Genomic DNA, 14,324 nt, shown 5'->3' on the forward strand with positions numbered 1-14,324 from the left:
CTATTTGCTCAATGTGTTCGGCTGAGATCGGAAATCAACCGATACGAGGACGCCTTCGGAGGCGTCTTGCCCTTCAGGACCTTATGGTAGTAATCGTAGGTGAGCGGCGTCTCGTCACTCAAGCGCTCGGCATCCTCGACCTCGCCGATAAACAGTAGATGCGTGCCAACATCCACAGTGTCGATCAAATGGCAGCTAAACAGGGCCGCCGCGTGCTCGGGCACATAGGGCATGCCCAGAGCCGTCTCGCGGGTCTCGTATTTGGCAAACTTGTCATAATCGCTGCTGGTGCGGAACCCAAAGTTACCGATGTAGAGCATATCGGCGGTCTGATCGATCACGGTCAGCGCGAACGCTTTGGCCGAAGCGATGACGCCCGAGGTGACGTTGTCCTTGTTCACGGCAACCGAAATGCGCGGCGGCATGGACGTCACCTGCACCGCAGTGTTGATGACGCAGCCGGCGCGCAGCCCGTCTGCCGCGGCGCTCACCACGTACAGACCGCTCGGCATGGTAAAGAACGCAGTTTTGTCCATAACAATCACTCCCCTAACCCGGGTTGGAACCTCATGGATGTATGTACCCACAAAAAAGGCGGCGCCCACAACGGACACCACCTTTGAGACATATGTGTCAAAACAGTATAAGCAAGATGAGACGCCCGCAGTTGCGGTGAAATAAGGACTGAATAGCCCCTCAAACAGGCAAAACAGTCCGTATTCCACCGCAACTTATGAAGGACGGTCAGCGGTTGCGTTCCTTGAGGGCGCGGTCGATCTCGCGTTGGACATCACGCTTGGCCATGTCCTCGCGCTTGTCGTAGAGCTTCTTGCCGCGACCCAGGCCCAGCAGCAGTTTTACGCGACCGTCGGTATTAAAGTAGAGCTCCAACGGAACCAGCGCATAACCACGGTTGCGAAGTTTGCCGTCAAGAAAGTCGATCTCCTTGCGGTGCAGCAGCAGACGGCGCCGACGGTCGGGATCGCGATTCCACACGCCACCATGGCTATAAGGGTGGATATGCAGGCCGACGAGCCAGCACTCCCCGCCACGAATCAGTGCAAAGGTATCGGTAATCTGGCACGCGCGCTCGCGAATCGACTTGACCTCGGTACCGCTCAGCTCAATACCGCACTCAAACGTCTCATCGATAAAGTACTCGTGATGTGCCGAGCGATTCTTGGAAATGAGCTTGCGCTCGCGCTTACTGGGCATCGCCGGCCTCCTTGGCGCCATTGGCGTTTGAGCCCGCAGCCTCGCGCTTTGCCCTGCGCTCGGCATTAAGCTCGGCATCGCTCTCGCGCACCAGCTTGATAATCGCCGCGCATGCCTCCTCGCCCACCAGGTCGCGGGCACGGACCGTCAGACGCGTAGCCTCCTGCTTGTCGCCGTCGCTTGCAGCATCGGTCGCGCACATGATCAGGCAGATGGCGATCTCGGCCGAAGGCGAGGTCGGCACGCCCTGCAGGGCGAGCTCACCCATCACATGGTCGTCACTCTCGTCCGCGGCATCCGGATAGGTGGTATGGATCTTGTTGAGCAGGCGCGTCGTATGCGCATCATTGGGTGCCAGGCGCAGCGCCAGACGCGCGCAGCCCACGGCAGCCGAAATGTTCTCGGTCTCGGGCTCCAAGAAGTACTGACCCAAGTTGGTGTAGGCGCGTGCGGCGCACTTACCGTCGCTCGCGCGCTCCAGCACCGAGAACGAGAGCGATGCCCACTCCTGCTTGTCCTCGAGCGCGCGGAACAGCTCGGCCAAGTCCAAGCGATAGTTGCAGTTCATGGGATCCCAACGCACGGCCTGCATCAGGGCATTCCGAGCACTCACATAATCCTGCTGGCGAATGTAGGCAAACGCCATGTCGGAGTACAGGCGGTCAAAGGGAACCTCGACCTGCACCAGCTCGCGCGGATCCTTCTCCACACGGCGATAGGCCAGGCGCTCAAACTTGCTGTCGAAGCTAAAGTACTGGCGCTTCTCCTCCGTCTTGCACTCAGCGTCGATATACTCCTCGGCGAGCTCCACCAGACGCTCAAGCAGCGGCGTCGCCGTAGCCAGGTCGCCCTGCGCCAGATAGTTCTCGGCATACGTGATGTCTTCCAAGCTGATAGGCAGGTCCATGACAACTCCTCGGTCCGGGCGGCAGACTCAACGCGCGCCTTAAATATCGGTCAATACACAAAACCCGGGTCTCTAACGAGGCCCGGGGCGTTCAATTTTGGTAGCCCGTACCAGATTCGAACTGGTGATCTCCGCCTTGAGAGGGCGGCGTCCTAAACCGCTAGACGAACGGGCCATATGTAGCAAATGCAATGGCTGGGATGGAGGGAGTCGAACCCCCATTGACGGAACCAGAATCCGCTGTCCTGCCATTAGACGACATCCCAATGACTGCATCGCTGCGCTCGGCTGTGCCTTTGCGCAAGAAAGAAATATACGGGAAGTACCGCCGTGACGCAAGCCCCAATTTTGACTTTTTTAAAATTCAGTCAAATTGGCCTAATTTAGTCCAACCCGTGAAGGACCTGTGAAGCCGACCGCTGTACACGAAGGGCAAAACGCCGCGAGCGGTAGCCGTCAACCGTTGGCAGATTCTACCGCGAAAACGATAGCACCAGGCAACACAATCGAAGCATCAATGATCACGTAGATATCGAGGCGCCATGGACGAAGAGCTTGATTACCTATGGGAGACCCTGGGCCTCGAGATCACTGCTGACCTTTGGCCCGAACGGGACAAAATCCATCCCACTCTGCGCCCCGCCATCACGGTGATGCAGGCAAAATACCGCCGTGCATCCTTTTTGATCATGCGGATGTCATGGCACGCGGGACTCCCCGACCTTAAGCGAATCCAGGCAAGCCTCGTCGAGCTGTCCGGTATGCCGACCGTCATATCCGAGGCGCACCTGGAGCAGCGCCAGCGCGAGCGACTGCAACAGCAGCGGATCCCCTTTATCTGCCCCGGCGTTCAGGCATATCTGCCCTTTATGGACGAGGAGTACTGGAGCGGCAAGCCCAACAAGCACGTAAAGGTCTACGATCCGCACGAATGGGCGCAGTTGGAGGACTGACTGGGGCAAGCCTGCCGGCGGAAAGTGCGTCCCAGATTTCAAGCTCAAACCGGTCCCCACTTTCCCATCGAGCCCTCAACCGGAAACCGTATCCCGTAATCGAAGCTCAAAACGGGTCGCACTTTCCGCAGCCGCTACAGCAACGCCTCGACCCAAGCCGATTCCCTAAAGCCGGGAATCGCAAAGTCGTCGCCCACCAACAGCGGACGCTTGACCAGCATGCCGTCGGTCGCCAGCAGCTCGTAGCACTCCCGATCCGTCATGCCCGCATCTAGACGCGCCTTCAGGCCCAGCTCTCGATATTTCATGCCCGACGAATTAAAGAAGCGCCGCACCGGCAGCCCCGAACGAGCAGTCCAGGTCGCAAGCTCATCAGCCGTGGGATTGTCCAAAACGATATCGCGGTCGATATACTCAACCCCATGTTCGTCCAGCCATGCCTTAGCCTTTTTACAGGTCGAGCACTTGGGATATTCAACAAACAGTACGGTCATGGAAATCCTCCGAATATAGATCGGCCAACGCAGGCACACGCCACACGAGGCGCCTTCGCATGATGGGCCAATTGTAGCCCACGGGTCACACGCTAAACGAACCGTACCCCGAATCCGCGTTTGATGAACGGCAGCAGCTCCATTGCCTCGGGCGTGATATGACCCGCAACGTTCATGCGCTCGTCACCGGGAAGATCGACCCGCGCAATCTCAAGCTCGCCTTCGTAGCGCCCATAGCCGCTATTGCTCACAGCGATCGACCCCGTCTTTCGTGACAGGCCGGCACCGGCATCCATCGGCACGGAATCCGGCTTAAGCGTCGTACGCGACTCCTGAGACCTAAAGATGAGGGTGCTCGAATCGGGTCGGTCGTGATGAATCTGCCCACGTACATAGGCATAACCGGGCTCAAGCTCGCATTGCAGGTCCACGTATCCGGCGGAAACATGAGCAAACTGCGTCCAGCCCGCATCGGAAAGATCGGGGTCGCCGACCAACACAATGTCGCAATCGGCGCCATGTGCAAGCTCAAGCATGTTGAGGGCAACCTTTGACGCGCGACCGCGCTGCGCCTCGACCGTCGGCAGTCCCTCGAATACCGGCCCGCGAACGTTGGCATCACCCGGCACAAAAGCCATGATTTCGAATCCAAGCGCCGCAAGACGAAGATTCACCCGAGCAATGTCCTCCAGAGCTAAACCGGTATAAGGCTTGGGGTAAAAATTGTGGCAGGCGGCAAAACGAGTCACATCGGCACCGGCCTCACGCCACGATGCGATTTCATCAGAACTCACCGTCGATGCATTGACCACTATGCGAAATACACCGGACAGCTCCGCGACCCGTTGGGCGCTAAAGCCATAGTCCAAACGAAGGTATTCCAACCCCAGATCGCGCAGGTCCTCGATGCGCTCAAGCCCGAGCAACTCGCACGTGCGAGGCCCCACATCGGCAATGAGCGCAATGCCGCGGGCGGAGAGCAGCGACAGCACATGACGGACCTTATCGGCATACGCCGCTCCCCCATCCTCGGGAATATGCAGTGAGGTGAACGCGTAGCGCGCACCCGCCGCGGCACCACGCTCAATCGTCCGCTCAATATCCTGCAAAGGGCTGGAAAGATAAATCGAAATACCCGTTTTCACGCTACAACGCTCCTTTAAAAAAGGCCGGCGGAGCAGTTAGCCCCGCCGGCACAACCATAGCATCAAGAAATCTGCCGCGCGCCGCGAACCCCGAGCAACACGGCTCACGATATCAAACTACTCGCCAAAGAACTCATTGATCTTCTGCTCGTCGACGCCAAAGAACCACGTCAGGACAAAGCCGGCGGCATAGGCAAGCAGCATAGCGGCAACGTAGCCGAGCTGCTGGCCAGGAACGACGATCAGCAGGCCAAACAGACCGGAAACGCCCTGAGAAACCGTGCCGATGTGAAGCAGCGCCGCGAGCGCGCCGCCAAATCCGGCACCCAGGCAGGCCGTCACAAACGGACGAACGAGCGGCAGCGTAACGGCATACATCAGAGGCTCGCCCACACCCAGGATTCCAACGGGAATGGACTCTGCGACGTACTTCTTGAGCTTGGCGTTCTTGGTCTTAAAGTACAGCGCCAGACCGGCACCGACCTGGCCGCCGCCAGCCATCATAAGGATGGGAAGCAGGTAATTGATACCCTTGGTAGCACCGTCGGGATCGTTGAGCATAGCGTGGATCGGCGTGAGCGCCTGATGCAGGCCGACGGAAACCAGCGGCAAGAAGCCTGCCGACAGGATATAGCCGCCCAGGACGCCCAGCTTCTCGAAGATAAAGGTCAAAACGCTAAAGATGGCAGTCGTCAGCCATGCGCCAACCGGCTGGATGACGAGCATCAGAGCAAAGGCGCCGATGATGAGCACCAGCAGCGGGGACAAGAACGTGTCGAGTGCGTTGGGCATAACCTTGCGAATCTGACGCTCCATCCAGGCAAAAAATGCGCCAGCGATAAGAGCCGCGATCATGCCGCCCGCTGCGGGGTTGTACTGCGCATTGGTGAGCGGCAGCAGAATGGCAGTGGCAGGATCAGCCGCGCCAGGCGCAAGCAGGGGCATGGCACTGTTGGCGATACACATCATGCCGGCGATGCCGCCCAGCGCAGCGGAGCCGCCAAACTCACGTGCCGCGTTATAGCCCACCAAGATGGGTAGATAGGCAAACAGGGCCCAGCCCATGGAACGAATGCCCTGGTACCACCACTCGCCTGCAAGCGCGCCTGCCGTCGAGACGTTAATGACGTTGCAGATACCGTTGATGAGGCCAGCCGCAATGATGCCGGGAAGCAGGGCGACGAAGACATTGGAAATCTTCTTGAGGAAGGCCTGAACCGGCTTGGACTCGTACTTTGCCTTCTGCGCGGCCTTGTTTGTGGCCGCAGCGTCAACCACGCTCTCGTCGGCAACGCCTTTCGCAAGGCCGGTGAGCTTGGAGAACTCCTCGAGCACCTTATTCACCTTGCCCGGCCCCAGCACGATCTGCATCGTGTCGTCCTCGACCAAGCCCATCACGCCGTCGAGTGCCTCAATACCCTCCGTGTCGACGCTGCCCGTGTCTTTGACGGTCACGCGCAGGCGCGTCATGCACGCCGCGTTTGCCAGCACGTTGTCTTTACCGCCCAAAAGGTCCAGCAGCTTTTGAGCCAGCTCTTTGTTCGTCATAACTCCTCCTTGTATTGGGTATCTCGTCTGGATGTCATATCAGCTCACGCCGCGCACCTATTGGGCATCGGCATCGCTCTTCTCATGGCCACTCACCGCAGCACGGACATGGCCTCGCGCTCGCTCAAGAGCTACCGCAGCCTGCTCGGCATCGCAGTCCAGCAGTACCGAGACAATAGCGGTTTTTACGTGGCCGCCGGCATCTGCAAGCGCCTGAATAGCGCACTCGCGCGTGCAGCCGGTCGCCTCCATCACGATGTTCTGGCCGCGCACCACCAACTTCTCGTTCGTCTGCTGCACATCGACCATCAGGTTTTGGTATACCTTGCCGATCTTGACCATGGCACCGGTCGAAATCATGTTGAGAATGAGCTTTTGAACCGTTCCCGCCTTGAGCCTCGTTGAGCCGGTCAGTACCTCGGGACCGGGCACGGGTTCAATGGCAAGATCTGCGCTCTTCCCGATCTTCGACCCTTGGTTGCAGGCAATTGCAATGGTCTTGCACCCAGTTGCCTTGGCGTACACAAGGCCGCCCACCACATAGGGAGTACGGCCGCTTGCCGCCAGGCCAACGACAAGATCCTTGTCCGAGAGTCCACGCTCCCGCAGGTCGCTCGCGCCAAGCTCCTCGCTGTCTTCGGCACCTTCGACAGCCTTGATAAACGCCATCTCGCCTCCGGCAATGAGCCCGACAATCAGATCGGGTGACACGCCAAACGTGGGCGGACACTCCGAAGCGTCGAGTACACCCAGACGACCGCTGGTGCCTGCACCCATGTAAAAGACGCGCCCGCCGCGCTCGAGTGCCTCAGCAGCCCAGTCGATTGCTGTGGCAACCTGGGGCAACACCTTCGTGACCGACTGGACGGCACGAAGATCCTCATCATTCATCGTCGTGACGATTTGCAGCGATGTCATCGTATCGAGGTCCATTGAACTTTGATTACGCTGTTCGGTCGTGAATTTTGTTAAATCGAGCATTTCATTCACCTCATCTTTCCTGTTTCTCGATGTAGTTTTGCTTAATGACATGCGTCACCCGTTCGTAATCGCTCGCAACGTAAGCAGCGTACAGGGCATCGACAACCATAAGCTGGGCCATACGCGAAGCCATGGCACCGCTGCGGACCAAGGGTTCACTCGCAGCGACGCCGAGCACGGCATCGGCCACGGTGGCAAGCTTGGATGATCCATCTACTTTGGTAACGGCCACAACGGGACAGTTGTGACGTTGAGCCTCGGCGGTGCAGTCCAGCACCTCTTGCGTCAAGCCCGAGTAGCTAAAGGCGATTGCCATATCGCCCTCATGCATGTTCTTGGCACACAAGAGCTGATCATGCCAGTCGTCGTACAGATGGCACTCCTTGTCGACACGCATGAGCTTTTGCGCCAGATCGTGCGCGACCAAACGGGAGGCACCAATACCGAACAGATTGACCGCGCGTGCTCGCTTAAGACGGGCCGCGCATCGCTCCAAGACGGTGTAATCGAGCGTTCGTGCCGTCGCCTCGATCGTGCGCACGTTGCTTTTCATCACCTTCCCCACGATACGTTCGACGCTGTCATCCATGGAGATGTCCTCGAGGGCTACGTCTTTCTTGTCACCTAAGAGCGCCAGCTCGGCAATCAGTTCGCGCTGGAACTCCTTGTAGCCCGCAAAACCCAAACGCTTGCAAAAGCGCAAAATGCTCGAGGGCGAGGAGAACGTGACATCGGCAAGACCGCGGACGGACAGCCCGACCACCTCGTGCGGATGAGCGCTTACATATGCGATGACATTGCGTTCCGCCGGGCTCGCGCTGAGCTCACGCTCGCGAAGCCGCAAAAGCAATCCGTTTGCCATCTCAAACACCTCCGTTGAGAAGAATTAAAGACCAACGAACGATTCGTACCGGATACAAACAGCTTTTGCGGTACATTGTGCCGCATCGTGGCGCACAAAGGGCGAGCGTTCTACCGCTCGCCCCTCAAATCCGACCGCTCGGAAATACGCGCGACACAAAATAATTCAACAAGGTCGCATTATCAAAAACGGGCTTGTTACCGGCTAGCGCCTCGCATGGGCGCCGATCGGCCGAGTCGCATGGCGCACCAACACCGCTGCCAGCAATACCAACAGCATCGCGGTAACATAGCCCGCAGCATCGAATCCTAAATCGATAACGTCGAAATGCCTGCCGGGAACAAAGATCTTATGTACCTGATCGCCAACGGAGCAGACGGCGCAAAAGAGCAACACGGGCACGCAACGGGAGCATACGCTCCACGGACGCCTGGAAAAGCAAACCACGACCACCGAGGCGAACAATCCGACGAAGAAAAACTCTACGGTATGGGCAACGCGACGGACGTTCGTGCCCACCCACATGCGAATGGAAGCAAGTCGGCCAGACCGGACATTCGAAGCAGCCGAATCGGTGCCCCCGGTCATCCCATTCTCGGTCTGAGCTTCACCCGCGACATCGGCAGCCTGTACGCCCGTAGCTTGACCCTCCACCACACGCGCGGTGGACTCGCTCAGCAACGACGTCTCCACCGCATTTTGCTCCGTCAGCACCCAGATGCCCGCCAGCGTTGCAGTAAACAGAACGATCGCGGTCCATCCGATTATTTGTTTTACGCGCGCCAAGGGCCTACCTCCTTTTTTGAATATCAGCGACTGTAGCCCCAAATGACATCGTCACCGTATCAAAATTTGAATCGCAACAGGAAGCGCCAAAGCGACGCAAACCCCTACCCCGCCTCGCGCATCCAGCGATCGAACGTCCCCACGCACACGCCCAGGCACTTTGCTGCCTGGCTGCGGGTAATATCGCCTGCCTCATAGCTATCGCGTACCAGCTCAAACTGAGGAGGGCACGGCTTGCGAGGTCGACCGAAACGGACCCCTCGCGCCCGCGCCGCTGCAATCCCCTCCGCCTAGCGCCGATGAATATTCTCGCGCTCCACCTGCGCCACGTAGCTCAGCAGTTGTAGCACAATATCGGCAATCAGGGTATTGGTCACATCCGGCGCGCCGCTGGCCCTGGCGCGCGTGTCAAGCAATGGCATGTCCAACACCACAATGGCAACCCCGAGCTCCTTGGTAATGCGTCGCCATTCCTCAAGAATCTCGGAGTAATTACGGCCAAGCCGGTCGATAGAAAGCACCACCAGCACGTCCCCGTCTCCCAGGATGTGCAGCAGCTCGCGATACCGCGGGCGATCGAAGTCCTTGCCGCTCGCATGGTCGGCATAAATATTCGCCGAGCCCACGCCATAGGCGCCCAGCGCATCCAGCTGCCGATTTAGATTCTGATCGCGCGAACTCACCCGCGCATAACCATACACCGTCGCCATCTCATCCCCGCTTTCTTGTAAACCTGCCAAAAAGGGACAGGTTTATTTTGGTAGGTTTTACCTCTCGAATAGCAGGTAAGCGGGCGGCCGAGCGGACGGCAAGGTAGCTATGATCCAAATGCGGAGGGCGGCCCCGAAAGACCGCCCTCCGCTCTCCCGCCATGAGTCGAGATTTGGCTAATGGATAAGCTTAAAGTCCAAGTGCCCACGCGTGGTATTGACGCGCGAAACCTCGATAATCACGCGCTGGCCCAGTTCATAGTGAGTCCCCGTGTCGGCGCCCGTCAGCGTAAGCGCATCCTCGTCGAACTCGAACCACTCGTTGCCCAGACTCTTGATCGAAACCAAGCCTTCGACCTGCGTCAGGTCCAAGCGCACAAAGAGGCCCATGCTGCTGACCCATGAGACCGTTCCGGCATAGCGCTCGCCCAGGCGATCCTCATAGTACTGGGCAATCTTGATCTTTTGCGTCGCATGGCTAGCGGCATCTGCCGCGCGCTCGGCATCGCTGCATGCGCGGCAGATCTGCGGCAGAATGCGCGGCAGCGACTCGCGCCCCTTGCCGATCAGCCGCGGTGTACGGACCAGGGCGTCCTTGCCGCCGAGCTGCTCATAGGCCAACTGCAGTTTGAGCACGCGGTGCACCACCAGATCGGGGTAGCGACGGATGGGACTCGTAAAGTGACAGTAGCACGGCGCGGCGAGCGCAAAGTGGCCCTCGTTGCGCGGCTTGTACAGTGCGCGCTGCATGCTGCGCAGAAGCAGCGTGTTGACGAGCGGTGCGTTGGCCGTACCGGCGGCAGCATCAACTGCAGCCTGTAGCTCATCGGGACTCCCCAGGGCGATACCGGCAGCACGGCGATCGTCGATGATGCCCAGCTGCGCCAGCGCAACGGCGGCACCGTGCAGGCTATCGGGGCTCGGATCCTCATGCACGCGATAGCAGGCCTCGATATCACGGTCTGCCAGCCACTCTGCAACGCACTCGTTGGCGAGCAGCATGGCTTCCTCGATAAGCGACGTGGCACACGAACGCTCGCGCGCCACAATCTGCACGGGTACTCCGTCCTCATCCAATAGAGCGCGAATCTCGGCCGTGTCAAAATCGACTGAGCCGCGGGCACGACGAATACGACGGCGAAGTTCGGCGAGTTCGTTGGCGGCGACAAGGAAATCGCCGAGGTCGACGTTATAGCCGCGAGCAGTTTCCTCGCACGCAAGACCGCGCTCAAGCGCCTCCTCGCGCGAGGCCTCAGCAGCCGCAACATCCTCGGCCGCACCCTCCAGCACCCCATACTCCACCGCGCCGGCACGCACCAGCAGCGCCTCGGCGCCGTCATAGTCCATACGCACACGCGAGCGAATCACGCTGGGGTACGGATCGTAATGCCGCACGCGACCCTGCGCATCGAGTTCAATGTCAACGGTAAACGCAAGACGGTCCTCGTCAGGGCGAAGCGAACACAGGTCACAGGACAGGCGTTCGGGCAGCATGGGAAGCACGCGATCGGCCAGATACACCGATGTCGTACGATGGCGAGCCTCAAGATCGATATGCCCGTCCCAAGCCACATAGTGAGAAACGTCAGCGATATGCACACCCAGCTTGTAGCCACCCTCGGGCGTGCGCTCAAGCGAAATGGCATCGTCAAAGTCGCGCGCGTCGACCGGGTCGATCGTGATGACAAAACGGTCGCGCAGATCGCGGCGGAGCGGGTCCTTAAGCGCCGCGGACACATCGAGCGAAAGCCCCTCGGCCTCGTCCAGCGCGGCCTCGGGATAGCTATCGGTATAGCCGTAACGCGCCATCACATATTGAACGCCCAAATCGGGCGCGTCATCTCCGCCAATGCGGCGTTCGATCGTCACGGTGCCCGATTCCAGGCGCGCCGGGTAGGTCAAAATGCGCGCGACAACGGCATCACCCGGGTGGACGCCCAGACGATCCGCCGAGGTATCCTCGGGCAGAATGAAGAAGTCGGCCTTCAGGCGCGAATCGAGCGGCTCGATCACACCGAGCGGACCAGCGGTCTGGTACGTACCCACCACGCTTATGGCTGCGCGCTCAACCACGCCTTCGATCACGGCGCGCCGCTCACCGTGCGGGCTGTTCTTAATGCTCACGGCAACGGTATCGCCATCCATGATCTCGCGCTTACCGCGGCCCATAACCTTGTAGTCGCCGCTCTCGGTTATGACATAGGCGCCATGCTCATGGAGCTGCACGCGCCCGGTCAGGCTCGGACGGCGTTCGCTGCGCACCGGCCCACGCTTATTGCGAGCACCGCGCTTATGCTTGTTATTGCGCCCCATGGCGCCTCCTTGCTATCGATGACGAACTCCAAAGAGTCTACCCAAATGATTCGCTTTCCTGCCGTCCCCTAGAGATCAAAAAACGGGCCGCCCCATAAGAGACGACCCGTTGGAAGGGATGAATTCCAGGCATGCCTACACGCGCAGGTAGCGGCGCATGGCTATGGCAGAACCAAAGAGACCGATAATCACACCGACCAGAATCAGCGCAGCATAGGTCACCAGGTAGTACTGCATCGGCAGGGCAAACGACATCCAGCCGATGCTCTCCTGCAAACGCGGAATCATCAGATTGCGCAGCAGCTCCAGAACGCCGATGGAAAGCAGCGAGCCCAAAATGGCCTGCAGTACGCCCTCGGTGATAAACGGGCCGCGAATGAAGCCGTTGCTGGCGCCGACCAGACGCATAATCGCAATCTCACGACGACGCGCCGTGATGGACAGGCGAATCGTGTTGTTGATGAAGATGAATGCGATAAAGGTCAAAAGGCCAACGAGCACCACGGCGGCGATGCGGATGTAGTTGGTCACCTGGAACAGGCGGCTCACTTCCTCTTGGCCGTACAGCACGCTCGCGTTGACGTCGCCGTCATCCGCGATCTTCTGGAAGTCGGCGTTTTTCTTGAGCTTCTGGGCCGTGCTCTCGACCTTGGACGGATCGTCCATCTCAATTGCAAACGAAGCCGGCAGCGGGTTCTGGCCATCGAGCGCGCTCATGGTGGCGTCGGCGTTGCCCGACATCTTGCTCGTATACTCGGCCAGCGCGTCGTCCTTGTCCTTGTACGTCACGGACTTGACGTTGCTCCACGTCTTGAGCTCAGCCTCAAAGGCCTGAACATCTGCCTGGTCGGCGTCATCGCTAATAAAGGCGTTGATGACGACCTGATCCTCGACGGTGCCGATCACGGAGTTCAGCATCGCGGAGCCCATGATGAACAGGCCGATGATAAACAGCGAAAGGAAGATCGTGATGACGGCGCCGAGCGAGGTAGTCCAGTTACGGAAGAAGTGACTGATTGCCTCTTTGAAGGAGTAGCCCACGTTAGTTGGTGCCATAGTTGCCGTAACCTCCCCTCTCCTGGTCGCGGATAACGTGGCCGCCCTCGAGGGCGATCACGCGACGGTGCATGCTATCGACCATCTCGCGGTCGTGCGTGGCGACGATTACGGTGGTGCCGGTGCGGTTAATACGCTCGAGCAGCTTCATGATGCCCAGCGAGATCGCCGGGTCGAGGTTACCCGTGGGCTCGTCGCAGATCAGCAGCGGCGGACGGTTGACCATAGCGCGGGCGACGGCGACGCGCTGCTGCTCGCCACCGGAAAGCTGGTCGGGCAGCGAGTCCATCTGATCGGCCAGACCGACCAGACGTAGCACCTCCGGCACCTGGCTGCGAATGACGCCCTTGGGCTTGCCGATGCACTGCAGGGCAAACGCCACGTTTTCGTAGGCGGTCTTTTGCGGCAGAAGCTTAAAGTCCTGGAACACGGCGCCAATCTGGCGGCGCAGGAACGGAACCTTGCGGTTCTTGATCTTCATGAGGTCCTGACCGGCAACCAAGATGCGGCCGCTCGTCGGCTTGACGTCGCGGTTGAGCGTCGACAGCAGCGTGGTCTTACCCGAGCCGGAATGACCGACCAGGAAGACGAACTCGCCCGGATAGATCTCGATGTTGATGTCGTCGAGTGCAGGCTTGTTGGGCTGTGCCGGATAGATCTTGGTGACATGCTCCATAAGGATGACGGGCTCGACACCGGCCTGCTTGGCCATCTTCTTGCGGCTGGCTTGCGGATCGATGGGCGCAAACACCGACGTAAAATCGGGGTTGTTGAGCGCGTTATCGAGGCTTGCGACCTCGGCGGCCTGATCGCTCTCGACCACCGGGGCAGCAGGCTGCGTGGGATCGGGAATAGCGGCAAAGAGACCGGACTGCGCAGGCTGAGGAACCGGCGTCGCAGGGGCCATGGGGTCGGGAATGCCGGCCATGGTAGGCTGCGGCGTGGCGGCGCCAGCCTGAGGCTGCTCCACGCGAGCGGTCACGGCCTGAACGGGCTCAAAACCCGCCGTGCCGGAAAGCGCGACATCGCTGGTGGGATTGTAGGCAAAGGGATCGGATGCCGGCTGTGCCTGATCTGCCGGCTGAGCGGGGGCCTGAGCAACAGGCTGGCCCTCTGAATCCGGAGTGGCGAAACGACTGCCCTGGACGCCTGTCTGCGTCTTGGGGGCATCATCGCCCGCACCGGAGGTACGGAAGTGGTTACCCACTGGTGCTCCTTATCGTCGTGCGTTTAAACTACATGAGCGCTTTGTATTTTAGCAGCATTAGCTTTACTGCACATAAGAAGCATGGCGGGGTTTGGGTCTCACCGACCGGGCCTTGATTATCGACTTTATCCGAACACCTCCCACATT

At 59.5% G+C, this 14,324-nt stretch carries 13 protein-coding genes, 2 tRNA genes and 1 pseudogene; 1 reads left to right on the forward strand and 15 read right to left on the reverse strand.

Going from position 1 to position 14,324, the window contains the following annotated elements:
- Positions 1–8: 8 nt before the first annotated feature.
- From DXD56_RS09420 to DXD56_RS09440, 5 genes are all read right to left on the reverse strand, one after another.
- Positions 9–536 (reverse strand): flavin reductase family protein, encoded by a 528-nt coding sequence (locus DXD56_RS09420; protein ID WP_117641022.1) that lies wholly within the window; start codon positions 534–536, stop codon positions 9–11.
- 208 nt (positions 537–744) lie between these two features.
- Complete coding sequence (gene smpB, locus DXD56_RS09425; RefSeq protein ID WP_006235325.1) at positions 745–1,215, reverse strand: SsrA-binding protein SmpB; 471 nt, start codon at positions 1,213–1,215, stop codon at positions 745–747.
- On the reverse strand, positions 1,205–2,122 hold the full coding sequence (locus DXD56_RS09430) for a hypothetical protein (RefSeq protein WP_117641023.1): 918 nt from the start codon (positions 2,120–2,122) through the stop codon (positions 1,205–1,207). The genes smpB and DXD56_RS09430 overlap by 11 nt, the downstream gene beginning before the upstream one ends.
- Before the next feature lie 98 nt (positions 2,123–2,220).
- A tRNA-Glu gene (locus tag DXD56_RS09435) sits at positions 2,221–2,297 on the reverse strand.
- Positions 2,298–2,314: 17 nt separating this feature from the next.
- Positions 2,315–2,388 (reverse strand) — tRNA-Gln (locus DXD56_RS09440).
- A 276-nt stretch (positions 2,389–2,664) separates the two neighbouring features.
- On the opposite strand from DXD56_RS09440, the gene DXD56_RS09445 reads away from it, so the two are divergent.
- Positions 2,665–3,075: a hypothetical protein gene (locus tag DXD56_RS09445; protein ID WP_117564211.1), complete on the forward strand. Its 411-nt coding sequence runs from the start codon at positions 2,665–2,667 to the stop codon at positions 3,073–3,075.
- 134 nt (positions 3,076–3,209) lie between these two features.
- On the opposite strand, the gene DXD56_RS09450 is transcribed toward DXD56_RS09445, so the two are convergent.
- From DXD56_RS09450 to ftsE, 10 genes and pseudogenes are all read right to left on the reverse strand, one after another.
- Positions 3,210–3,569 carry an arsenate reductase family protein gene (locus DXD56_RS09450; RefSeq protein ID WP_117641024.1) on the reverse strand — a complete coding sequence of 120 codons (360 nt, stop codon included), beginning with the start codon at positions 3,567–3,569 and terminating at the stop codon, positions 3,210–3,212.
- Positions 3,570–3,661: 92 nt separating this feature from the next.
- Complete coding sequence (locus DXD56_RS09455; protein ID WP_117641025.1) at positions 3,662–4,714, reverse strand: MupG family TIM beta-alpha barrel fold protein; 1,053 nt, start codon at positions 4,712–4,714, stop codon at positions 3,662–3,664.
- A gap of 117 nt (positions 4,715–4,831) precedes the next feature.
- Positions 4,832–6,262, reverse strand: coding sequence for a PTS transporter subunit EIIC (locus DXD56_RS09460; RefSeq protein ID WP_117641026.1), 1,431 nt, complete (start codon positions 6,260–6,262; stop codon positions 4,832–4,834).
- Positions 6,263–6,319: 57 nt separating this feature from the next.
- The gene (murQ, locus tag DXD56_RS09465; protein ID WP_117641027.1) at positions 6,320–7,243 is read right to left on the reverse strand and encodes an N-acetylmuramic acid 6-phosphate etherase; all 924 of its coding nucleotides are present in this window, start codon (positions 7,241–7,243) and stop codon (positions 6,320–6,322) included.
- A gap of 10 nt (positions 7,244–7,253) precedes the next feature.
- Entirely contained in the window at positions 7,254–8,105 is an 852-nt protein-coding gene (locus DXD56_RS09470) for a MurR/RpiR family transcriptional regulator (RefSeq protein WP_117641028.1), read from the reverse strand.
- A gap of 204 nt (positions 8,106–8,309) precedes the next feature.
- On the reverse strand, positions 8,310–8,891 hold the full coding sequence (locus DXD56_RS09475; RefSeq protein ID WP_117641029.1) for a VanZ family protein: 582 nt from the start codon (positions 8,889–8,891) through the stop codon (positions 8,310–8,312).
- 104 nt (positions 8,892–8,995) lie between these two features.
- A pseudogene (locus tag DXD56_RS09480) lies at positions 8,996–9,601 on the reverse strand (recombinase family protein).
- A 177-nt stretch (positions 9,602–9,778) separates the two neighbouring features.
- Positions 9,779–11,914 (reverse strand): ribonuclease R family protein, encoded by a 2,136-nt coding sequence (locus DXD56_RS09485; RefSeq protein WP_117641030.1) that lies wholly within the window; start codon positions 11,912–11,914, stop codon positions 9,779–9,781.
- A 135-nt stretch (positions 11,915–12,049) separates the two neighbouring features.
- A complete protein-coding gene (ftsX, locus tag DXD56_RS09490; RefSeq protein ID WP_099432018.1) occupies positions 12,050–12,970 on the reverse strand; it encodes a permease-like cell division protein FtsX in 921 nt (306 codons plus the stop codon).
- Positions 12,957–14,177 carry a cell division ATP-binding protein FtsE gene (gene ftsE, locus DXD56_RS09495; protein WP_117583023.1) on the reverse strand — a complete coding sequence of 407 codons (1,221 nt, stop codon included), beginning with the start codon at positions 14,175–14,177 and terminating at the stop codon, positions 12,957–12,959. Before ftsE ends, ftsX begins: the two co-directional genes overlap by 14 nt.
- Positions 14,178–14,324 lie beyond the last annotated feature (147 nt).

It is taken from the genome of Collinsella sp. TM06-3, from assembly GCF_003436395.1.
GTDB lineage: Bacteria > Actinomycetota > Coriobacteriia > Coriobacteriales > Coriobacteriaceae > Collinsella.

Bases quoted from the DNA above. Each gene is read 5' to 3' on its own strand.
- DXD56_RS09420 (WP_117641022.1), bottom strand. From the start codon at position 536: ATGGACAAAACTGCGTTCTTTACCATGCCGAGCGGTCTGTACGTGGTG.
- smpB (WP_006235325.1), bottom strand. From the start codon at position 1,215: ATGCCCAGTAAGCGCGAGCGCAAGCTCATTTCCAAGAATCGCTCGGCA.
- DXD56_RS09430 (WP_117641023.1), bottom strand. From the start codon at position 2,122: ATGGACCTGCCTATCAGCTTGGAAGACATCACGTATGCCGAGAACTAT.
- DXD56_RS09445 (WP_117564211.1), top strand. From the start codon at position 2,665: ATGGACGAAGAGCTTGATTACCTATGGGAGACCCTGGGCCTCGAGATC.
- DXD56_RS09450 (WP_117641024.1), bottom strand. From the start codon at position 3,569: ATGACCGTACTGTTTGTTGAATATCCCAAGTGCTCGACCTGTAAAAAG.
- DXD56_RS09460 (WP_117641026.1), bottom strand. From the start codon at position 6,262: ATGACGAACAAAGAGCTGGCTCAAAAGCTGCTGGACCTTTTGGGCGGT.
- murQ (WP_117641027.1), bottom strand. From the start codon at position 7,243: ATGCTCGATTTAACAAAATTCACGACCGAACAGCGTAATCAAAGTTCA.
- DXD56_RS09470 (WP_117641028.1), bottom strand. From the start codon at position 8,105: ATGGCAAACGGATTGCTTTTGCGGCTTCGCGAGCGTGAGCTCAGCGCG.
- DXD56_RS09485 (WP_117641030.1), bottom strand. From the start codon at position 11,914: ATGGGGCGCAATAACAAGCATAAGCGCGGTGCTCGCAATAAGCGTGGG.
- ftsX (WP_099432018.1), bottom strand. From the start codon at position 12,970: ATGGCACCAACTAACGTGGGCTACTCCTTCAAAGAGGCAATCAGTCAC.